Source organism: Cognatishimia sp. (assembly GCF_049116455.1).
In the GTDB taxonomy this organism is placed as follows: domain Bacteria; phylum Pseudomonadota; class Alphaproteobacteria; order Rhodobacterales; family Rhodobacteraceae; genus Cognatishimia.
In genome coordinates this window covers 162,866-184,775 of the sequence record NZ_JAGDYW010000002.1, presented here as the reverse complement: position 1 = coordinate 184,775, position 21,910 = coordinate 162,866, and the positions used below count along the sequence as shown (strand labels likewise).

Below are 21,910 nucleotides of genomic sequence, written 5' to 3'. Positions count from 1 at the left end.
GTCCTCCTCTTGGTTTGGGACCCGGTTTAAAGTTTATAAAATTCCATTGCGTTCAGCCCCAGAACCCGGGATCGATCCGCATCTGTCAGCCCTTTGAGCAACTGGTCCACAGCCCCTCGCCATTGCGCGTAGTCAGACGCCAGATTAACGACAGGCCAATCACTGCCAAACATAGTCCGTGCAGCACCGAAATTTTCTAAAATCTGTTTGGCGAAGGGTTCGATATCTGAAAGCCGCCAATCCGGTCCAATTTCAGTGACCATTCCTGACAACTTGCAAAGTACATTTGAGCATCGCGACAGTTGCCTCATGCCATTGGACCAGTCCTTGGACGGTATTTTCCCCGCACCCATTTGAGGCTTTGCCGCATGATCGATCACGATTTTTAGCGATGGGTGGCGTTTTGCGAGCTCAGTCAGAACCAGAAGATGGCGGGGTTGAACAAGCGCATCAAAGCAAAGACCAACTCGGGCCATATGGGTCAGCGCCGGAGCAACCCGATCATCCAATATCCAATCCGTGTTTTCAATGTTTTGCAACATTGGGCGCAACCCCTTGAGATCGCGGTTTTTGAGCAGTGTATCTATAATAGAAATTGCATCATCCGCACTCAAATCGACCCACCCTACAACACCGGCCACCCAGTCTGTTTTTGCAGCAATCTGCAGCAGGAATTCCGTTTCCTCGATTGTATCGGTGGCCTGAACCAAAACCGTTCTATCAACATCTGACTGGACTAACAGTGGAGCCAAATCCTCGGGGCCGAAATCACGAAAGATCGGGGCAACTGTTTCATTGGGCCAAGGATAATCCCCGCGCGCCAAGGTCCAAAAATGTTGATGCGCATCAACGATCATGAAGGATCACCAATTACCCCTTGATCGCGCAAATCTGCCCACAGTTCTAAGGGCAACTGCGACCCAAATTGCTCGAGGTTACGTTTGAGAGAGCTGGCTTTTGTCGTGCCAATCAAAATTGATGCAACAAGCGGGCTTTGATCTGGGTATTGCAACGCTGCAGCTGGCAAATCGACACCATGAGCACCGCAAATTTCTTCAATACGACGCACTCTTGTCAGGATGTTTTCTGACGCGGGAGCGTAGTTGTAATGTGCTCCGGGCACAGATCCGGTTGCAAGGATGCCGGAATTAAACACGCCTCCGATCACCAACCGAATGTTGTGTTCATTGAGCTTGGGAAACAAACGGACCTTCGCGGATTGATCTAATAAGGTGTACCGCCCCGCAAGTAGGATTAAATCCATATCAAACTTGCCGATCATGTCTTCACAGATTTCAACGGTGTTGACGCCCAAGCCTAAGGACTTGATATCCCCGTTAGATTTTAGCTCCTCAAGCGCCTTCACGCCACTGCCCAACAGCTGAGCGCGATGCTCAATCGTATCTGTGCCAGCATCTGGATCACCGATGTCGTGCACAAACAAAATATCGATACGACTAAGTCCAAGACGCTGCAGGCTGTGTTCAAACGAGCGCATAATGCCGTCATAGGTGAAATCAAACTTCTGCTTGAACGGCCATGCATTGTGAAACCCATTCACCACCGCAGGAGGGTTACGATCAGGGCTCAAAACTCGGCCCACTTTGGTTGAGATAACCCAGTCCTGCTTGCCCCGCAAAAAGTCTCCGAGCAATCCCTCAGCGGCCCCATTCCCATAATGTGGTGCTGTGTCGAAATAGCGGATCCCATGATCCCAGGCGGTATTCAGCACCTCATCCACGGCTTTGCGAGTGATCGGGCGGTAGAGACCCGCAAGCGCAGAGGTCCCTAAAGAGAGACGATGTATTTCTTTTAACATCTGCTTTTTCTCAACTTGGGTGACAGCCCGGCTGAGCCGGTGTTGCTGTTTTATAGGTTAAAACGAATTCCACATGTCCAAGCTCTTCTGATGAGGTTCTCGCCCCATTTCCGAGTGCTACGAGCTTGTCGAAAATTTCTGTTCCAACGTCATTCAGCGTTGCGTTGCCGCGCAGAACGCGGCCTGCATTCACATCCATATCTTCAGACATGCGTTCGTAAGTTTCTGGGTTAGCGCAGACCTTTAGAACTGGAGAAATGGCAGATCCGACAACAGATCCGCGGCCAGTGACGAAGATCACCGCATGAGCCCCGCACGAAATCAGCTCAATGATTTCAGCATTGTCGTTAATATTAGGGTAGCCGTATTTCGGGGGACCATCAGGCACAACATCAAGCAAATATAGCCCACCTGCTGCCGCCTGTTGTGCTGGTCTAAGAATGCCACTGATGTCGCTTTGCCCGGACTTTGCGTAAGCCCCAAGCGACTTTTCTTCGATCGTAGAAAGCCCACCCTGAGCATTGCCATTTGAAAAAGAACCATATCCCATCGCAGCATAGTACCGCGCCGCTTTTTCCACAGTTTCAACGATCTCTGGGCGCAGGTCATTGCTTATCGCCCGCGCCGCCATGACGTGTTCACAACCAATCAGCTCTCCTGTTTCTTCGAAAATACAGGTCGCGCCTTTGGCGACGAGCTTGTCAAAGGCCACGCCTGCCGCCGGATTACCTGTAATGCCAGACGTTGCATCTGAACCACCACAAATGGTTCCGATGACGAGTTCCGAAACATCCATTGGTTCCTTTGGAAGGGCCTGAAGCTGCGTTTGCACAGAGGTAATCCAATCGCGTCCTGCTTTCACCGTTGAGGCCGTTCCTCCGGTCTCCTGAATGGTCAGAACATTAACATCACGCCCAGAAGCACGTATCGCCTCTGCCAACTGGGTTTTCTTGAAGTTTTCACACCCTAAGGAAACCAGCTGAACCGCCCCGACATTGGGGTGCGTGCAGAGGGCCTCCATCATTTCCTGGCCATAATCAGATGGAAAACACCCTGAAAAGCCAATGACTTGCACGTCACTTTCATCGAATGGGCGGGCGATCTGCTTGCATACATGATGCGCGCATTCGACCAAATATGCGACGAGCACAACATTGCGAATGCCCTTTCGTCCATCTTTACGTTTCCAAGCCATCATCTGGGTCATATGCTACTCCATGATCTCTACAGTGGTGTAGCGGCTGGTCAAATTATGCACGTGGACATGCGCACCGATTGAAATCTCAGCAACGGCATACCCAATTGGAAAACCATATTTCAAAATGTCGGCCCCGGATGGAATGGCCGTTATGGCGAGCTTGTGCCCCATGCCCAAAGTCGCGCTCATGACGACTGTCTGACCGGCCACTTCAATCTCTTCACCAGCCATGACTGTGCCAGTCAAAACACCGATATTGTCGCCCTCGGCCAACACCAATACCCGAATGTCTGTGGCATCCTGTGCAATCATGCGTCTGTATCCCAAGATACAGAATTGAGCAAAGTGATGCGCGCAGCATTTAAGTGTTCTTGGAATTTCGCGCTGGCTTTTTCTGTGTCGCCGACCTGCAAAGCATGGATGACATCGAGGTGTTGATGCGCCGCCACGAGGTTACGTGCGCGTTCATCGTGTTTATTCCATCGGTAATGATAGTGGAAAATGACCGAAACCAACTCGAAAAAATCATCTATAAAGCGGTTGTTCAAATCCACCATAAGTATCCGGTGGAACTGTTCATCAAGTCGCGGGAAGTTAAGGTATTCCGCGTCAATATCGCCAATGATTTTGTGGTGCGCGTTTTCCAAAGCGATCAGAGACTGCCAAGCGCGGCCCGTTGCCCCCTGCTCGATCAAATTCCGGAATGCCCGCAGCTCAAACATCTCGCGCACATCAAACAATTCGATGGCGAAATCCTGTGTGAAACCCCGCAGGACCCAGTGGCGATTGGGCTCTTTTTCAATCAGCCCAAACCGAGAGAATTTGATCAAACACTCCCGCAATACCGAAGTGCTGGCACCAAATGCGCGGACCATTTCACTTTCGTGCAGGATGGTGCCCGGCTTAAGGTCACCGCCAAGAATATGTTCCATAAACTGAGTTTCAACGCGCTCGCTTGTGGACAGGGTTTCTTCTTTGGCAAAATAATCTGACGTCTTCGGCTTTCGCAGGACGGTCTTGGTGCGCCCGGCCCACTGAATAATGCCGATTTCATTCAAATGAGATAGAACAGCCCGCACGGTGGTGCGACTGATACCCAGCTTTTGCGTCAATTCAACTTCAGAAGGAAGCGTATCAGCTATACCCAGGGCCGCGACGAAATCGAGACTGCGATTGAGACTGTCTTTGTATTTCGAATTGTCACGCGACATGTGTTCGCCTTGGGTTCGTTCGTTTCTGCATTAACTGTCTTACATCACGCCAAAGGTTGCAAAGGCCTCTTGCGTGGACATACCCGCACGGATGGCCTGAGCGACTTCGTTTTCAGTACTAACTTTTTCAAGCGCGTCAGAGATCGCCTGCTGTTCAACCTGTTTTGGAATGACCAAAACACCTTCATCATCGGCAAAAATCAGATCCCCATTTTCGATCTGAACGCCTTCAATCGAAATCGGCACGCGATAATCCAAGACCTTGCCTCTGACCCCTTGATCTTGCGCAAAGGCACCACGGGAGAAAGCCGCAAACCCCAATTTGCGAATTTCACCTGTGTCTCGAATGAAACCGTTTAGAATGGCCCCTGCTGCGCTTAGATGAATGGCACGTGTGGACATCAAACCACCCCACAAAGCGTAATCCAGCGACGCCCCAGTTGCGATGTAGATTTCATCGGGTTTCAAGTCATCGAGTGCGGCAAACATCAATCCAAAAGGCTGATCCGCCAAGGGGCCGTGACCCTCTCCCTCTAAGTAATCTGCTTCAAGCACCGTCATTGCCCGCCCAGCAATTTTAGTACCCGGAACCAGAGGTTTGATCGGCTGGGGCAGAAATTGATGACGATACCCAAGCACGTCTAAAACGTCTCCCACAACCGCGGTGAAGAGCTTTTCTTTCATGATTTCAAACATGTCAGAATCATTCATAGTTGCGCCCTCAAAACCCCGTTGCCCCACCACCATCGACAAGCAAAACTTGCCCGGTGATATACTTCGCCGCCGCAGACGCCAAAAACGCACAGGCCCAGCCAATGTCTTCAGGATCGCCCAATGAACCCATTGGAATTCGGCTCATGATTTTTGCTTTGCGCTCTGGATCACCCTTCGTTGCGGTGCGGAACACATCTGTATCGATCCATCCCGGCGCCACCCCATTGATCCGGATGCCACTTTCAGCAAACTCCGCCGAAAGCGCCCGAATAACACCATTGATCGCCGTTTTAGAGATCGTATAGCCCGAGACATTGGGCTGCCCGATGTAAGCCGTCATCGACGAAATAAAGAGAATTGATCCCGACTTATTATGTTCCAACATCTGCGCCATCACTGAGCGGCTCAGCTCAAGCGCGCCCCTGACATGAACATTAAAAACGCTGTCAAAATCAGCCAGATCCGATTCCATAAAAGGTTTCTTCACAGTATTGCCGGCGTTATTAACCAAAATATCAAAGGCGCCGTGTTCGTCGAACATCTTCGCTGCCAAGTCGGCAATTTCCGACATCTCAGTGAGGTCAATTACCTGATATTTGGTGCCAAATCCAATTTCAGCGCAGGCGGCTATCAATACGTCTTCGCGGCGCCCTGCAATAACGACGTCAGCTCCACTTTGAACAAGGCTCGTTGCGATCGCTTTGCCAATGCCGGTGCCCCCACCGGTGACCAGAGCTTTCTTGCCGTTAAGGCCATATTGTTTGGCCAGAACACTCGCGTCAGTCATTGGCACGGCCCTTTAAATCAATCATTACTTTGAAGGTGTTCTGTCGATTTGCTTCCCAATACGGAAAGGCTTGTTCTGCACATGACCAGGGAAACACACGCGAAATCAACAAGTCTGCCAAACCTCTGTTGGCCTCAAGATAATCAATTACTGCTTCGAAATCTCCGCGCGTAGCATTGCGCGATCCCATAATGTCCAGCTCTTTCAGATTAAAGAGCGAGGTGTTGTAGCTGACTTCAGCCTTCGCATAGCCCACATAGACCACACGCCCGCTGAAACAGGCCAAATCCACAGCGCTGCGAAAGGTATCTGGGATACCCACCGCCTCAATCACAACATCTGCGCCTTCGCCTTCTGTCAGGGCTGCGATTGTCGCCGTAATGTCATCTTGGTCAGGATTCACGACATGTTCCACACCAAGCTTCTGCAAAACCTCATGTTTCACGTCGCTCACTTCAGCCACAATCACCCGTGCACCACAAGCCAGCGCACCTAAGATCGCGCCGATCCCAATCATCCCAGCGCCAAGCACAAGAACAGTCTCTCCGGCCTTCACCGAGCCTCGACGAACGGCATGAAAACCGACGGAAAGCGGTTCAACAAGTGCCAGCTCAGGCATGGAAAGTTGATCGTTCAATATGAGCTTATCGTAGGGCACTACGATCTGCCCAGACATGCCGCCATGTCTTTGGACACCCAAGGTTTCGTTGTATTTACAGGCATTTGCGCGACCATTTCGACAAGAGGGGCACTTGCCGCATGCAGTATAAGGGATCACGATTCCTTGCGCGCCGGTCGCAAATTCTTCTGGTACGTCTGATCCGCAATCTCGGATCGTGCCACCTATCTCATGCCCTGGAATAAGTGGCAAAGTCGCCAGCGGGTTCATTCCTCGAAATGTGTTTAGATCACTGCCGCAAAGGCCGACAAATCCAACGTCCAGCAAGACTTCACCCTGAGCGGGGTCAAGGGTCGCCACCGTCTCAAACGCTGTGTTTCCGATGGATTTGATTACCAAAGCTTGCATAGAAAAATAGCTCTTTCGTTCAGTCAAAGTTAAGTCGCCGCCCGCATTGCGCGGGCGACTGGGAGAGCGTAATTATTTGAATTCAGCCACGTTGTCTGACGTGATCAAAATCCCATCGATTGGGGTGAAGGACGGGACCTCTTCGCCTTTGATCAGACCGATCAAATTGGTCACGGCTTCTGCGCCCATCCGGGTATTGTCTTGCTTGATCGTTGCAGCCTGTTCACCCGCTTCGATAGACACCAAGTTCGCAGGGTTGCCGTCAAAGCCGACAATCACCAGATCGTCGATTTTTCCAAGCTCCGTTGCTGCGGAAACCGCCGCCAACGCGCCCGGATCCCATGCTGAAAAGATCGCTTTGATATCGTCGTTGGATTGCAAGAAGTTCACAGTGGTCTCATAGGCACACGCGTCTTGCCAGTCGCAAATTTGGAAGATCACCTCATGACCTGCAGCCTCAGCTGCTGTCTTCACACCATCGCGACGCGCGTTCCCGGTTTGGTGGCCAGCGGAACCGCCCAAGATCAAGACCGATCCAGCGTCCAATTGATCCACAATATATGCGCCAGCAATACCTGCAGCGGCGAGGTTATCGGTTTGCACCAGACTTGCGACGTGATCATGTTCAATGCCGGTATCAACCGCTACAACAGGAATGCCCTTGCGTTTTGCGTTGTCCAAAGAGGCATCAAATGCCCGGTTGTCGACAGAACCAATGATGATGCCATCAACACCCATGTTTATTGCACGATCTACTGCATCTTTCTGAGCTGCAGCATCGGGTGACGATGCCGTCAAATCCAGTAGCTCAACTCCCATTTCTTCTGCCCTCGCTGCAGCAGAATTCGCCACCCCAATCCAGAATGTGTTGTCGGTTGAGTAGCCTGTATAAGCAATCCGAAGATCAGCCGCGAAGGCCGCGCCAGAGAGCGCAGTCGTAACGGCAACAGTCGTCGCTATGTTTTTCAGAGCTTTCAGTTTCATTGTTTCCTCCCTAAGGTTTTCTGTGCCTGAATTTCAGGCGGACTTGTCCTGTGGGCGTTCCTCCCTGCCCAAAGAATGATTTTAATTTCATTGAGTTATCGCGATGGCCGTCGCCAGACGTCCCAATAGACCGCAAGGATGATGATGATACCGATCGCGATCCTTTGGACCGATGTCCCAACACCCAGATACGACAGGCCAACGATGATGGTTTGCATGATCAGCATGCCAATCAACGTCTTTCCAACACCTCCGCGCCCTCCAAAGAGGCTGGTGCCCCCAATGACCACGGCTGCGATGGCAAAAAGCTCATAGCTTTGCCCACGCGCGGGCATGGCGAAGTTCAACTTAGACACTTCAAGGATAGCGGCAGTCGCTGCCAAGGCTCCGCCGATCATGTAATAGTAGATACGGCTCTTGCGGACATTCACGCCAGACAGTCGCGCCACTTCTTCATTGCCGCCAATGGCAAACGCATGGTTGCCCAATCGGGTCTTTGTTAGGAAAAGCCCCGTCAAAAGCGCAACGCCAAACATGATGATCATTGGCACCATGTAGCCAGACCCAAGCATCTGAAAACTTTCAGGAAACCGCGACAGATCCCGCCCGCTTGCTAAGATCTCGGCGATCCCTTTATAGGCTGTTAGACCTCCGAGTGTGACGATGAACGCAGGGACCTTGGTGATCACCTGAATGGCCCCATTGAGTGCTCCGAGCAAGGCGCCAGCCAACAGACCAATCAAAACAGACACGGACACCGGTAGCTGATATTCGGCAAGGGCAATCCCCACGATCACCCCGACCACCGCAAAAATAGATCCAACCGAAAGGTCCAAACCGCCTGAGATCAAGACGACTGTGGTTCCGCAGGCCAATATGGCCAGGATAGATGCCTGCCCAAAGATTGATAAAAGCGTATCCAAACTCCGGAACGGTTCTGACAACACGAAGAAGACCAGGTAGATCAGGACCAAAGCGGCAAGCACTTGCCAAATTTGTTGGAATTGATGCTTTAGCAGATCCAAATTTGACGCTGTCGCGGGAGGCATAGAAATCTGGTTCGAAGAGTTTTGAGTCATATCAGACATCTCACGCGGCCTTGTCTTCTGTGGCACCGGTGATCAATCCGACCAGTGCATCGCCATCTACATCCTTCACGTCCCGCACAGCCGCCAGCCGCCCTAGGCGCAAAACCATCACGCGATCGCAGTAGTTCATCACATGCTGCATATTGTGGGTGATCATGATCACAGAGAGACCGTGATCTTTTAAAGAACGCACCAAATCCATGGCCATTTTACTTTCGCGCACGCCAAGTGCGGCCGTTGGCTCATCAAGGATTGCGATGCGCTTGCCAAACATTACTGTTTTGGCCAGCGCAACCGCCTGACGTTGACCTCCCGAAAAGGCTTCGGCCTCCCGGTAGATATCAGCAATACGGATATCCAACTTTTGGAACAGCGCGCGAATTTCGCTGTCCATCTTAGCAAAATCCAAGCTGCCAAACAGCTTGCCGAATAAATCAGCGCGTACGATTTCGCGACCAAGGAACATATTTTTGGTGATGGAGAGTTCATTTACAAGCGCCAAGTCCTGATAAACTGTCTCGATCCCTGCCACCTTTGCATCAGTGGGCGAGTTGATTTCGATCACTTCACCGTCCATTTCGACCCGCCCAGAGGTTTTAGAAATTGCTCCGGTAAGCGCTTTGATCAATGTTGATTTACCGGCACCGTTGTCCCCAACGACCGCCAGCACTTCACCTTCGAGAAGCTCTAGATCAACAGAGTCCAATGCCACTACGCCTCCGTAGTGCTTGCTAAGGCCCTCTGCCCTTAAGATCGCTTTCCGCTGACCAGATGTATTCATGCTTCCCCTCATCAACGTAATGATGCCGTATCTGCAGTTTTGTCTTTAATGTATAAAAAACAATATCAATCTTCGGTCAAATGTTTTTTTTCTTTTTAAAACATTTTTGGAAAATTCCTGCCCCGGTGAATGCGGGTATTTTTTCAATGCAATCTGATATTCGTGGCGATAAGCCATTACGAACAAACGAAAGAAAGCATCCGTTTGTGCATTCCTTATGAGCCACCTATTTCACTTTTACGCATTCAGCAGGGCTCTGATGCCTATGTCTTAAACGCAAACGCGAAGGCTTTCGATACGAAACTCAGAACAAAATTAGGGACCAAATTCACTCGAATCATTCAGCTTCAAAGCAGTCTTGATGCTTTGCATAAATGTACTCAATCGTTTCATCCAAGCCGCTCAAATGCTTGCGTATCGCAGATTGAGCCTTTGCAGTTGAGCGCGATTTTAAGGCCTGTGCGATCTGGACATGATCTTCATAAACCGTTGCTAGCACCCGGACGCGGCGGTCAAACTCCAACACGCAAAGACGATCCAATTTCTGTTTCTGCTGTTTGATGAACTGAAATGCCCTTGGACACCCAGCTTGATCACAAATCAATTCATGAAACGCATAATCCAGCGATTGCATACTGTCAGGATCATCTGCTTTAACGGCTTCTTTTTGCGCCGAAAGGTTCGCCTGCAACAGGGCATCCTTTGCGTCATCCCAAACTTTGCAGGCGCGATACAGCACTTCGAGCTCAACAGACAATCGAATAAACCGTGCATCGTTAATGCGAGTCATCGAAAATCCACGCACCCGCGTCGCACGTTGAGGCTGCACAAGCAAAAGGTCGATATTTCGCAACCGATGAAATGCGTCTCGCACTGGCTGAGGTGATACGCCAAAACGACGCGCGACTTCGACTTCGGAGAGTTTTGTCCCTGGGGCAAGTTTGAGCGTGTTTATCTCATCAAAAAGCTGATCAAACACTTGGTTCGCCAATGGCCGCCCATCATCCATGTCATTCCCCGTTTGCTATTGGCGCCATCTCGGGATTGGCCACCACGATTTTGTTGGGTTTCTAGAGGCTTAGCGTGGATCAAAGGGTAGCGTCAAATCCGGGCTATGACAATAATGCCATACTACCATGGCAGCTGATGAAGGAAAAAGAGATCACACCTTCAAACCAATAGGCGCCGACGGTTGCAGGCGTTGGTCAAAGCTCAAGCGCACGACGCCGAATTGCGAGATCCGTAGCAATCATCCCGCATTGCCTCTCCTCATTGCTTTACCGCCTTCAATGGTGAAGCGCACCAAACTAAGAGGGAATTTTGGTGAACTGCCGCAGCAGAATGACGGTGATCATATCCAACCGGGAACCGGCACCATCTCAAAGCTTGGAACAAGGCGCTTAAACAGAAAAGAATTGCGAAGGCCCACCCCTGGCGGGCCTTCCTATGCATCCCTTAAAGGGTTTTCTTTCAGTGCATCGGCGATGTCTTGATCAAGAGGGGTCTCAAACGTGTTCAGGATAAATCCCAACGTTGAATAAAAGCCAGCCGTCGCGATGAGGTCGAGGATTCCGAGCTTGCCAATCATCGGCTTCAAAGACGCATAAGTCGCTTCAGATAAACGGCTTTTCTCAAAAAGTTCATCGACCGCTTTAGCCAAATGCGCATCATCCCCATCGATCTCGTTCACAGGGCCGGAAAGACGCGCAATCCGCGCGTCGCTTAACCCCGATTTACGGCCACGAACAATGTGTTGATGCCATTCGTAAGATGAGCCAAGCCGCATACCCGTTCGCAGGATCACAACTTCGCTTCGTTCCGCGCCCAGAGTGGTTTGATTGACCACGTGATCGCGCAAGTCCGACCAAGCTTTCAGCAATGCGGGATGATGCGCCATTGTGCGGTAAACGTTCAGCCCCCCAGCAAAGCCGGACAACATATCGGCAATTTCAAGCGGCCAGATCTGATCGCTAATTGGTGCAAAATCTTCTTTCATCTTTCCAATTCGCCTGCTCAGCGCACGACGTGAACCGAACAGGTAGAATGCCTGACAACGCGCGCCGCATTGGGACCAAGTAGATAATCCGCAAAGTCAGGCTTATGGGCACCAATTACGATCAAACCAGCGTTTGTTTCTTTAGCAACACGCAGGATTTCCTCGTAAGCGCTGCCGGTGGCAACCACGTGGCGCACCTTAGCGTCGGCGTCAGCGCCAAGGCTTGCGATGATTTGTTCCTTTAGGGCCTTTTTAGCCTCGGCAACCGCCTTATCATGGTGACTTTTGTCAAAGAACCCAGCCACCAGGCTTTTGCCAAAATCAGGGATCACAGTGACAACATCAAGCTGCGCACTATCAAGATCAGCAAGGCGTTTTGCTTCTTTCAAAACGGAGTCATCTTTGCCTTGGTTAGAGATGTCGACGGCGCATAGGACAGAACGGCTCATGCTGGAACTCCTTGTTTTGCTGCGCGGGCTTTTTGGACCATGAAGATCAGACCCAGAAGCAACAGACCTGGGATGAACAGAAGCTCTTTTGGCATCTGATCAGCCGGCGCTTTGACTTCTTTCACAGTGACATAGTCATCTGCGTAGAAATCATAGCCCTGTAGGGTCGTCGCAAAAGGCGTGCCAAAGAGTGGTTCTTCGATGGCCAGTTTGCCTTCGTCCTCGAACGTCAGCAGACCCAAGGCATCCATACGTTCGCCCGCTGGAGTGTCGTCTATGGCCAGAACAAGCGTGGTGTCTTTCAACTCACCTGTGTCAAAGTCTGGCCCGTTGAGCACGATCCGAAGTTCGGTGCCCGCCGCCGCCGCATCCACCGCCTCAGTTAGTGCGGTCGGCTGAATGTCTTTGAACGGTGGCTGGATACGATCCAGGAAGAAATCCGGTCGGAAGAGTGAGAAGGCGATGAGGATTAGCGCGATGCTCTCATAGATGCGGCTCTTGGTGATGAAATAACCCATGGTCCCTGCCGTAAAGACAAGGATGGCGATACTCGACATCACAAAGACCAATATGCCCTGCGTCAGCGTCACATCGATCAACAGAAGATCGGTGTTGAAGATAAAGACAAACGGCAGTGCAACCGTCCGCAGGCTATAGAAAAAGGCGATAAAACCGGTTTTGATTGCGTCGCCGCCTGAGACCGCAGCCGCCGCAAAGCTCGCGAGGCCCACGGGTGGTGTCACATCAGCCATAATACCGAAGTAGAACACAAAGAGGTGCACGGCGATCAGCGGCACAATCAAGCCAGACTGCGCGCCGAGTTCGACGACAACCCCAGCCATCAAAGAGGACACAACGATGTAGTTCGCGGTTGTCGGCAGGCCCATCCCAAGCACGAGCGAGAGAAGACCAACCATCACCAGCATCAGGATCAGGTTGCCACCGGATAGGAATTCCACAAGATCGGCCATGACCTGACCAACGCCAGTGAGCGTGACTGTGCCAACAATGACTCCAGCCGTAGCTGTCGCCAAACCAATACCGATCATGTTGCGCGCGCCGTCGACCAATCCTTGAAGCAGATCGACAATGCCATCTTTGAAACGTTCCACAGTCTCGCTTTCACCGCGGAAAATGGCTTTCAATGGGCGTTGTGTCAGTAGGATCACGAACAGTAGAGAGGTGGCCCAGAAGGCCGATAGACCCGGGGATTTCTGTTCGATCATCAGGAAGTAAACCAGAACGATGATCGGAAGCAGGTAGTAGAGACCGGATTTGTAGATCTCGCCGACGACTGGCAGTTTCACTTCTTTGGCGTGCGGATCATCTGGTTCCAGATCGGGCACCTGCGCGGCTAGATAAAGCAGCGCCAAATAAGTGAGGAACACGAGAGCTGATAGGATCAGGCCCGATGCTGGGAGCACAGAGGTGATGGCTTTGACCGGGTATTGCACCCCATAACAAAGCGCTGCGAAACCAACAAAGAAAGCCGCCATACCGCCGATGGTTTTGCCCATCGAAACAACGCGGTCACCCAGTACTGGCATGTTCCGTTTCACTGCTTCCAAATGCACAATGTAGACCAGTGCGATGTAGGAAATGGACGCAGGCAGGAAGGCGTGGGTGATCACTTCGACGTAAGAGATACCAACGTATTCCACCATCAGGAATGCCGCGGCACCCATAACTGGGGGCATGATCTGACCATTCACAGAGGAGGCCACTTCGACCGCGCCACCCTGTTCAGACGTAAAGCCCACGCGCTTCATCAGCGGGATCGTGAATGTCCCGGTGGTCACAACGTTGGCGATGGAAGACCCTGAAATCAGGCCGGTGGCGGCAGAACCAACCACAGCAGCTTTCGCAGGGCCGCCTTTCAGATGCCCTAGGGCACCGAACGCCATTTTAATGAAGTAGTTACCTGCGCCAGCCTTATCTAGGAGCGCCCCGAAGAGCACAAAAAGGAAGACAAACTTGGTGGATACACCCAGCGCGATGCCAAAGACGCCCTCTGAGGTGATCCACATGTGGCTCATGGCTTTCTTAAGCGAAGCGCCACCCCAGCGGATCACATCAGGGACCACAGTGGAAGAGCCGAAGAAAACATACAGCAGGAAGATCGTCGCAATGATCGCCATCGCAGGGCCGAGTGCGCGGCGCGCGGCTTCAAAAAGCAGGATGAGACCCACAAGAGCGAACCACTTGTCGGTGTTGTCGGCCAATCCGCCAGAGTCGACGATCTTTTGATAGAAGAAATATCCGTAAAGCGCGATGAAAGAGCCAGCAATCGCCATAATCCAGTCTTGGACAGGAATATAATCACGAGGGCTCGATTTCAGCGCGGGATAAGCCATGAAGGCGAGGAAAATAGCAAAGGCCAAATGGATTTGGCGAGAGTTGTTAATGACTGATCCAGGGAGCACATAGTTGGCCAATGGCGAGGCCAAAACGACCTGAAACACCGACCAGACAATGGCGACAATCGCTAGAAATGTACCGACATGGCCAACCGGATTGCGGGCCCCTGCGTCAGAAGACGAAACCAGATCCTGCAGCTCCTCTTCGCTGAGTGCGCGGCCTTCTGTCTTTTGATCCGTCATTTGAATTCCCCCTGAATATCCCAAATTCTTTTGGTTTATTTGTAAGAAGAGGCGCCAATGACGCCTCTTCTCTTGGTTTGATTACACTGGGTTATTCAATCCAGCCTTGCTCGCGGTAGTACTTCGCGGCACCTGGGTGCAGCGGAGCGGACAGACCCGCAGTGGCCATTTCTTCTGGCTTCAAGTTTGCAAATGCTGGGTGTAATTTTTTGAAGTCATCGAAGTTTTCGAAGACTGCAGAGACCACGGTGTAAACCGCGTCCTCAGAAACAGCGTCAGAAGTCACGAAAGTCGCGCCAACGCCGAATGTGGATGTGTCGCCGTCATTTCCACGGTACATGCCACCTGGGATGGTTGCAGAACGATAGAAAGAGTTGTCGGCGATCAGACCGTCAACAGCGTCGCCTGATACGTTCACCAGAACAGAATCGCAGGCTGTGGTTGCTTCTTGGATGGAACCTGATGGGTGACCAACTGTGTAAACCATCGCATCGATCTGGTTGTCACACAGTGCTGCAGATTGTTCTGCCGCTTTCAGCTCGGTCGCCAGTGCGAAATCACCGGTTGTCCAGCCAAGTGCACCTAGCAGAACTTCCATTGTGCCGCGCTGACCAGAACCTGGGTTACCGATGTTGACGCGTTTGCCTTTCAGGTCAGCAAAGGAAGAAATGCCTGCATCTGCACGGGCCACAACCGTGAACGGCTCTGGGTGCACAGAGAAGACCGCACGCAGGCCTTCAAAAGCACCGGCATCTTCAAATTTGGATGTGCCGTTATACGCGTGGTACTGCCAGTCAGACTGCGCAACACCGAACTCGAGTTCAGCTTCGCGGATGGTGTTGATGTTGTAAACAGAGCCACCGGTGGATTCCACCGAGCAACGAATGCCGTGTTCTTTGCGGCCTTTGTTGACCAGACGGCAGATCGCGCCACCTGTTGGATAGTAAACGCCGGTTACACCGCCGGTACCGATTGTGATGAACTCTTCAGCGATTGCGGCAGGTGCGGATACAGCAAGCGCAAGGGCAGCAGCGGCCGCTGTGTTAAATTTTGAATATGACATTTAAGTCTCTCCCGATTGTCGAATGCGCACCGTTTGCCACCCCTTTGACGCAACCCTCCGAAAGGAAATTTGCGGCATTTGACGTTCAAATGCAGGAGTTTTGGCACGAGGCGCTCTAAAATGGTCTTCGAGACGGGCCTTTCTGTCTATGCGCGTCACTACCTATAGAATTTACCTATCCAAAGTGATTGCATGTGTCGGAAAAATATGGAATCGAACCCATGAGCCACGTTTTCCCGAGAAATTCCAACAAGTTACCCCCAATCGGCATGAAGGGAGAGGGCGTTTACCTCTATGATGCCGATGGCAAAGCCTATTTCGACGGATCGGGCGGCGCCGCTGTTTCCTGCCTTGGGCACGGCGATCAGGACATTATCAATGCCGTCAAAAAACAGCTTGATTCTATGGCCTTTGCCCATACCGGGTTTCTTGGATCGCAACCTGCCGAAGACCTTGCGGACCTGCTGGTGGCACATGCACCCGAAGGGTTGGAGCATGTCTATTTTGTCTCTGGCGGCTCTGAAGCTGTCGAAACCGCGCTCAAACTAGCACGGCAGTATTATGTCGAAATCGGCCAGCCCCAGCGGTCCAAAATCATCGCGCGCCGACAAAGCTATCATGGCAATACGCTTGGCGCATTGGCCGTCGGCGGCAACGAATGGCGGCGCGCCCAGTTTGCACCTTTGTTGATTGACGTAAGTCACATTGGTCCCTGCTATGAGTATCGTGACCGGCGCGAAGATGAGACCAGTTTTGAATTTGGCCAACGGGTGGCCAATGAACTCGAAGACGAAATTTTGCGTTTAGGGGCTGACCAGGTCATGGCTTTCGTCGCCGAACCGGTTGTGGGCGCGACAATGGGTGCCGTGCCATCCGTCGATGGTTATTTCAAACGCATCCGAGAAATTTGCAACACCTATGGCGTTCTGTTGATTTTGGACGAGGTCATGTGCGGCATGGGACGCACCGGCACGCTTTTTGCCGCTGAACAAGAAGGGATCAGCCCCGATATCTGCACAATAGCCAAAGGACTAGGTGCCGGGTACCAGCCGATTGGTGCGACGCTCTGTTCTGCGCAGATCTTTGATGCAATCAAAACCGGTAGCGGGTTTTTCCAGCATGGCCACACCTACATCGGTCACCCCACCGCCTGCGCAGCTGGCTTAGCGGTGGTTCAGAAACTGACCCAGGGCGGTATCGTTGATCATGTCGCTGCTAAAGGGCAGCAGTTACAAAATCTGCTGCAGAAGGAATTTGGCCAACATCCGAATGTTGGAGACATTCGCGGACGCGGACTTTTTGTGGGCATGGAATTTGTTTCTGACCGAGAAAGCAAAGCGGTGATCGAACCGAGCCTCAAATTCAACGCACGTATCAAAGCTGCTGCCTTTGACGCCGGTTTGATTTGCTACCCGATGGGCGGTACCATCGATGGCAAGCATGGGGATCATGTGCTGCTTGCGCCGCCTTTCATCTCTGAAACGCACCACCTTGAAGAGGTGGTGGGCAAGCTTTCGACCGCCGTCAGTGCAGTCACTAGAGACTTAGGGATGTGATCAGAACATTTGGCATATCGAATTAGGCAAGATGGTGTAAGATTTTCGCTGGGCTTCGTCCTGGCGATCTCCCTAGCGGGATTGCAATTCATTGCGATCTTGTTTGTGGTCACAACTTCTTACCTTTCGTCTGAACGCGCAATCTTAGATCACGCGCGCGGCCTTATGCAGCGCGCTGGAGGAAATGCAGTCGATCACACCAAGCGGTTTTTGGAACCGGCTGGCGAAATGGCGGAACAGGCCCAGCGTGTTCTGAATTCGGGCCTTGTAGGCACCACAGATCGCGACACGATGGAGCGCTACTTCTTTGAGTTACTGCAGACGGAATCCAACGTCGCAGGCATCAACTATGGGGATGAACAGGGCAATTTCGTCTATGTGATGAAAAGCGATGGTCCAGGCCCTTTCCGCACGAAATTCATTACGATTGAGGATGGTACTCGCAAAACAGACTTCATCTGGCGCACTGAGGACTACGAAGTAGTTGCACGCGACAATGACCCTCTTGACCCCTATGATGCGCGCACCCGCCCCTGGTACATAAAGGCCAGCGATCTTGACACGCGCATTTGGACCAACCCCTATATTTTCTTCACATCCCAACAACCAGGCATCACAGTGGCGGCCCCTGTTGTGTTTGAAGATAAAGGCCTGCAAGGGGTTGTTGGGGTTGATATCGAGATTTCAGATATCTCTGTTTTCTTAAGTGAGTTGCAAGTCAGTGAAAGCGGTGCAGCAGTTATTCTGCACGACGATGGAAGTGTGCTTGCGCACCCGGATCCTGATCAAATTAAGGTCCTAAATGACGACGGCACACTGAGTTTTGCCAATATCAAAGACATCGATGACCCGGTGTCACGCGCTGCATTTGCAAACTTTGAACTTGGATCGGTGGCGAATTTCGACCTGCCATCCGATGTTTCTTTTCGGCGCAACAATTACCTTGGGCTTTTTGAACCACTAGAGGGCGTTGATCTGCCATGGACAGTTGCTGTCTATGCACCCGAAAACGACTTTATTGGCGAAATCAAAAAGAACCGCGCCCGCAATATCTGGATTGCGGCTGCGATTTCCATTTTGACAGCACTTGTGGGCCTCACAATTGCAGAATTGATCCTAAGACCTGTGCGCGCATTTGCGGTTCGCACAGCTCTGGTGTCGCAAGGAGAAGTCTCTGCGAAAGCCCCCTTGCCCAAGACCTTCCGTGAACTCAGCAAAGCCAATAAAACGCTGATCAATGAAATTGCCCAGCGCAGGGAGTCTGAAACCAAAGTGCAGGAGCTAAGTCGCGACTTAGCCCATTTCTCACGCGTGAGTGTCATGGGGCAAATGGCAAGTGGCCTTGCACATGAACTAAGCCAACCGCTGACGGCGATCACTCAAAACGTGGATGCAGCGATTTCCACTGCCAAACAAAGCGATACGCCTAACGAGGATTTGCTGGCTATTCTGACTGAACTAGATGAACAGGCCCACCAAGGCGGAGCAGTGGTGCGGGCGTTGCGGGGATTTGTGCGCAAAGATCGCGGCAAGGTCTCTCAGTTTAACTTCAACGAACTCTTAGATCAGGCCAAACGACTGATGCGACATGAAGCCGAGGATCAACAGGTCACTCTGGTTTATAAGCGCGCGGACAACCCTTTGGTTTACGGAAATCGTGTTCAGATCGCACAGGTGCTTTTGAATCTAACCCGCAATGCGATCGAAGCCATCGCTGTTGCAGAGTCAAAAACCCGCGTCGTTGTTGTTCATGCAGAAGCAGAAGGCCCTTTTTTGAAAGTTCACGTCACAGATACTGGCCCCGGCGTGCCCAAAACCGTGAAGCTTTTTAAGCAATTCCAGACAAGCAAAGAAGGCGGCATGGGATTAGGTCTATCGATAAGCCGCACCATCATTGAATCAAACGGTGGTCGGTTGTGGCTTGATCAAAACGAATCCGGCAACACCAGCTTCTGCTTTACCATTCCAAGCGAAGCACCTTAAATCAAATCTATGCTAACGGGCTTGGAAACACCTATGGAACAATCAGTTGTATTTCTTGTGGATGACGAGGAAGACGTCCGAGCAACATTGTCCCGCGCCCTCACAAAACGTGGGTTTTCGGTGGTTGCCTTTGAGTCTGCTCGGCAATTTCTTGACCAATACAATCCTGAACAACGCGGCTGTTTGGTGCTGGATTACGGCTTGCCGGAAATCAATGGACTAGAACTGCAATCTTATATGAATGAGCGGGAATTGACGCTACCGATCATATTCATTTCAGGCCACGGGGGTATCCCGGAAACGGTTCAGGCCATCAAAAGCGGTGCGATTGATTTTCTTGAAAAACCGTTTCGCCAAAACGACCTTGTCGCCTGCATTCAAACGGCCTTTGAACGCGACCAACAGATGCGTCAGGCAGCCTCCGAACAAAACGATGCAAAGAAACGGTTCGAACGCCTCACATCGCGCGAAAGAGAAGTCGCGGTTTTTATGATGGAGCACCCCTCTAACACCGCAAGTAAAGAAATCGGACGCGCATTGGATATTTCGCCACGCACAGTGGACCACCATCGCGCTCGCATTCTTGAAAAACTGGAAATCGGTTCGGTGATCGAACTGGTTGAGTTGTCTCAAAAAGTGCTGCCGTAATCCTTTTAGAGATCACCGCCAAAATCTGCTAACTTGTGCTCAATTGGACATCCAATTGAGAACGTTGTCCGCATCGACTTCGGTCTGCAGATTTCCGGCGAATTCTTGAAACGCCGTTTTATTCAGCCCGTTCAAACCAACCAATACAGGCACGTCTTGCGCCAAGGCGGTGCCTATAAGCTCTCGAAAGCCGCGGCCTTCAGCCTCGTGTTTGCCAAACTTGTTGATCAGAAGAATATCCGACCCTCCCTCAAGATCTTTCGCGACCAATTCAACCGCGGCTTCAAGGGCATCAGGGTTTAACCTACACCCCGTCGATCCAGAACCCAAAGATTGCGAGATACAAATGGTTGGCCCTGTCGGTAGAACTTTTACGTCCATATCACACTTATGGTCCTTCTCACGTTCCGTGTTGATCTGCACAACGCCGGACACGCGTAGTCCATGATCCCGTAATTTATGCGCCACATGCGCCAAGGTGATATCCAAAACCTTTGGGTCATCCATCATGACATATCCAAGTTTCATAGGGTCTTCCCTTTCTTCGGCGTTTCATCCGGTAAGATGATGCCTTCGATATTGGCCTTATCCATGAGCTCTGACGTGTAAGTGCGCGCAGCCCGAGCCCAGGCTGCCCTTTCCAATGCCTCACGGACACGAGTTTGCGCGGCTTGGAATGGGAGTTGGCGACCGTCTTCTTTGGCGTCGAGGCGGATGATGTGAAAACCAAAACGGGTTTGCACCGGCTCTTGTGTGATTGCACCTTCCTCAAGCCTGCGCATGGCTGCTTCAAACTCCGGCACCGTATCCCTCGGTGAGAGCTGGCCAAGAAAGCCACCGTCAGTGGCGGAACCACACTGGCTGTTATCTTTGGCAACATGAGCAAATTGAGCACCGCGATTGATCTGAGCGATCAATGTTTGAGCCATTTCTCGTGTTTCACAGAGGATGTGAGACGCTTCCCACAGAGGTGGGGTTTTGAACCTCGATGGATCGCGCTGCCATTCGGTTTTCGTATCATCCTCTGAAACTTCCTCTGGCGTCAGCACCTGTTCCAACAAGGCAGCAACTTGTGCATCCTCTTGGGTTTCGCGACGACCATTGCCAAAGTCCGTTGGTGTTGCCGAGATACCCTTGGCTTCGGCTTCTCGCAGTAAAAGGTGCCGAACGATCAACGCACGAGCCGCTTTGCGCCAAGCCAGACCAGGCTTGCCCTTAGGAGCTGTGTGGTTTTGCGCTTCGGCTGCAATGAAGGAGGCCGAAATTTCGGCCCCATCCACGATGACGGACGGAAATAATGCCTGGTTCATGACCTATTTCGCCGCCCCATGTTTGCGAGAACGCACAACTTGGTAGCCAGGACGCCAGAGATAGCGCACTGGGGCTGACAGCATGTGCACAAGGCGAGTGAACGGGAAGACCAGGAAGATGGTCAGACCCAGCACAAGATGTGCTTTGAACACAGGGGCCACGTCTTTCACGTAATCCGCCGCGGCCGCATCAAAGGTAAAAATTCCCTGCGCCCATGACATGAACTTGACCATCTCGTGACCGTCCAGATGGCCCAAAGACGCAAAAATGGTTGCCAGACCCAGCACCAATTGCGCAAGCAACAGAAGCAGGATCGCGATGTCTGCGAAGCTTGAGGTACGGCGGATGCGTGGATCGGTCCAGCGACGATGGAACAGCATCAAGCCGCCCACCAGCGCCATGACGCCCGCTATACCGCCAGCCACAACCGCAAGGGTCTGTTTCGCACCGTGGCTGATGCCGATGGCGTCAAAAATCCAGATGGGTGTCAGAAGACCGATGAGGTGACCAAAGAAGATCACCAGAACACCCACATGGAAAAGCCCTGACCCAATACGCAGCTGCTTGGTGCGCAGCATTTGCGAAGACGACGATTTCCACGTGAAAGGATCGCGCTCATAACGCGCGACTGAGCCGATGATCATCACCGCGAGGGCAATATACGGATAGGTTCCAAAGAGAAACTGATGCATGAC

At 51.8% G+C, this 21,910-nt stretch carries 22 protein-coding genes; 3 read left to right on the top strand and 19 right to left on the bottom strand.

Annotation, left to right across the window (positions count from 1 at the left end):
• Positions 1-26: 26 nt before the first annotated feature.
• The 16 genes from JXQ85_RS04415 to JXQ85_RS04340 form a co-directional block, all read right to left on the bottom strand.
• Positions 27-857, bottom strand: coding sequence for an amidohydrolase family protein (locus tag JXQ85_RS04415; protein ID WP_421747672.1), 831 nt, complete (start codon positions 855-857; stop codon positions 27-29).
• Positions 854-1,819 (bottom strand): aldo/keto reductase, encoded by a 966-nt coding sequence (locus JXQ85_RS04410; RefSeq protein WP_421747671.1) that lies wholly within the window; start codon positions 1,817-1,819, stop codon positions 854-856. Before JXQ85_RS04410 ends, JXQ85_RS04415 begins: the two co-directional genes overlap by 4 nt.
• A gap of 10 nt (positions 1,820-1,829) precedes the next feature.
• Entirely contained in the window at positions 1,830-3,026 is a 1,197-nt protein-coding gene (locus JXQ85_RS04405) for a UxaA family hydrolase (protein ID WP_421747670.1), read from the bottom strand.
• A gap of 3 nt (positions 3,027-3,029) precedes the next feature.
• Positions 3,030-3,329: a UxaA family hydrolase gene (locus tag JXQ85_RS04400; protein WP_421747669.1), complete on the bottom strand. Its 300-nt coding sequence runs from the start codon at positions 3,327-3,329 to the stop codon at positions 3,030-3,032.
• The gene (locus JXQ85_RS04395; protein WP_421747668.1) at positions 3,326-4,228 is read right to left on the bottom strand and encodes a GntR family transcriptional regulator; all 903 of its coding nucleotides are present in this window, start codon (positions 4,226-4,228) and stop codon (positions 3,326-3,328) included. The genes JXQ85_RS04400 and JXQ85_RS04395 overlap by 4 nt, the downstream gene beginning before the upstream one ends.
• A 39-nt stretch (positions 4,229-4,267) precedes the next feature.
• Positions 4,268-4,939 (bottom strand): RraA family protein, encoded by a 672-nt coding sequence (locus JXQ85_RS04390; protein ID WP_421747667.1) that lies wholly within the window; start codon positions 4,937-4,939, stop codon positions 4,268-4,270.
• Between the two features lie 10 nt (positions 4,940-4,949).
• Entirely contained in the window at positions 4,950-5,729 is a 780-nt protein-coding gene (locus JXQ85_RS04385) for an SDR family NAD(P)-dependent oxidoreductase (RefSeq protein ID WP_421747666.1), read from the bottom strand.
• Positions 5,722-6,756, bottom strand: a complete 1,035-nt coding sequence (locus JXQ85_RS04380) for a zinc-binding alcohol dehydrogenase family protein (protein ID WP_421747665.1) — start codon at positions 6,754-6,756, stop codon at positions 5,722-5,724. Before JXQ85_RS04380 ends, JXQ85_RS04385 begins: the two co-directional genes overlap by 8 nt.
• Positions 6,757-6,828: 72 nt before the next feature.
• Complete coding sequence (locus JXQ85_RS04375; protein WP_421747664.1) at positions 6,829-7,740, bottom strand: sugar ABC transporter substrate-binding protein; 912 nt, start codon at positions 7,738-7,740, stop codon at positions 6,829-6,831.
• 95 nt (positions 7,741-7,835) lie between these two features.
• Positions 7,836-8,828 carry an ABC transporter permease gene (locus JXQ85_RS04370; protein ID WP_421747663.1) on the bottom strand — a complete coding sequence of 331 codons (993 nt, stop codon included), beginning with the start codon at positions 8,826-8,828 and terminating at the stop codon, positions 7,836-7,838.
• Between the two features lies 1 nt (position 8,829).
• On the bottom strand, positions 8,830-9,609 hold the full coding sequence (locus JXQ85_RS04365) for an ATP-binding cassette domain-containing protein (RefSeq protein ID WP_421747662.1): 780 nt from the start codon (positions 9,607-9,609) through the stop codon (positions 8,830-8,832).
• 337 nt (positions 9,610-9,946) lie between these two features.
• Positions 9,947-10,618, bottom strand: coding sequence for a GntR family transcriptional regulator (locus tag JXQ85_RS04360; protein ID WP_421747661.1), 672 nt, complete (start codon positions 10,616-10,618; stop codon positions 9,947-9,949).
• A gap of 435 nt (positions 10,619-11,053) precedes the next feature.
• Positions 11,054-11,605, bottom strand: coding sequence for a carboxymuconolactone decarboxylase family protein (locus JXQ85_RS04355; RefSeq protein ID WP_421747660.1), 552 nt, complete (start codon positions 11,603-11,605; stop codon positions 11,054-11,056).
• A 17-nt stretch (positions 11,606-11,622) separates the two neighbouring features.
• Positions 11,623-12,054, bottom strand: coding sequence for a universal stress protein (locus tag JXQ85_RS04350; RefSeq protein ID WP_421747659.1), 432 nt, complete (start codon positions 12,052-12,054; stop codon positions 11,623-11,625).
• Complete coding sequence (locus JXQ85_RS04345; RefSeq protein ID WP_421747658.1) at positions 12,051-14,654, bottom strand: TRAP transporter permease; 2,604 nt, start codon at positions 14,652-14,654, stop codon at positions 12,051-12,053. Before JXQ85_RS04345 ends, JXQ85_RS04350 begins: the two co-directional genes overlap by 4 nt.
• A 91-nt stretch (positions 14,655-14,745) precedes the next feature.
• Positions 14,746-15,717 carry a TAXI family TRAP transporter solute-binding subunit gene (locus JXQ85_RS04340; RefSeq protein WP_421747657.1) on the bottom strand — a complete coding sequence of 324 codons (972 nt, stop codon included), beginning with the start codon at positions 15,715-15,717 and terminating at the stop codon, positions 14,746-14,748.
• 221 nt (positions 15,718-15,938) lie between these two features.
• On the opposite strand from JXQ85_RS04340, the gene JXQ85_RS04335 reads away from it, so the two are divergent.
• The 3 genes from JXQ85_RS04335 to JXQ85_RS04325 are packed head-to-tail and all read left to right on the top strand — an operon-like array spanning position 15,939 to position 19,904.
• A complete protein-coding gene (locus tag JXQ85_RS04335) occupies positions 15,939-17,273 on the top strand; it encodes an aspartate aminotransferase family protein (RefSeq protein WP_421747656.1) in 1,335 nt (444 codons plus the stop codon).
• Between the two features lie 9 nt (positions 17,274-17,282).
• Positions 17,283-19,256 (top strand): ATP-binding protein, encoded by a 1,974-nt coding sequence (locus tag JXQ85_RS04330; protein WP_421747655.1) that lies wholly within the window; start codon positions 17,283-17,285, stop codon positions 19,254-19,256.
• A gap of 33 nt (positions 19,257-19,289) precedes the next feature.
• Entirely contained in the window at positions 19,290-19,904 is a 615-nt protein-coding gene (locus tag JXQ85_RS04325) for a response regulator transcription factor (protein WP_421747654.1), read from the top strand.
• A 39-nt stretch (positions 19,905-19,943) separates the two neighbouring features.
• Here JXQ85_RS04325 and JXQ85_RS04320 read toward each other — a convergent pair whose 3' ends face one another.
• From JXQ85_RS04320 to narI, 3 genes are read right to left on the bottom strand one after another with little or no spacing between them, the layout of a single operon-like run.
• A complete protein-coding gene (locus JXQ85_RS04320; RefSeq protein ID WP_421747653.1) occupies positions 19,944-20,432 on the bottom strand; it encodes a DUF2478 domain-containing protein in 489 nt (162 codons plus the stop codon).
• Entirely contained in the window at positions 20,429-21,214 is a 786-nt protein-coding gene (locus JXQ85_RS04315; protein WP_421747652.1) for a peptidylprolyl isomerase, read from the bottom strand. The genes JXQ85_RS04320 and JXQ85_RS04315 overlap by 4 nt, the downstream gene beginning before the upstream one ends.
• Before the next feature lie 3 nt (positions 21,215-21,217).
• Positions 21,218-21,907, bottom strand: a complete 690-nt coding sequence (narI, locus tag JXQ85_RS04310; RefSeq protein ID WP_421747651.1) for a respiratory nitrate reductase subunit gamma — start codon at positions 21,905-21,907, stop codon at positions 21,218-21,220.
• Positions 21,908-21,910 lie beyond the last annotated feature (3 nt).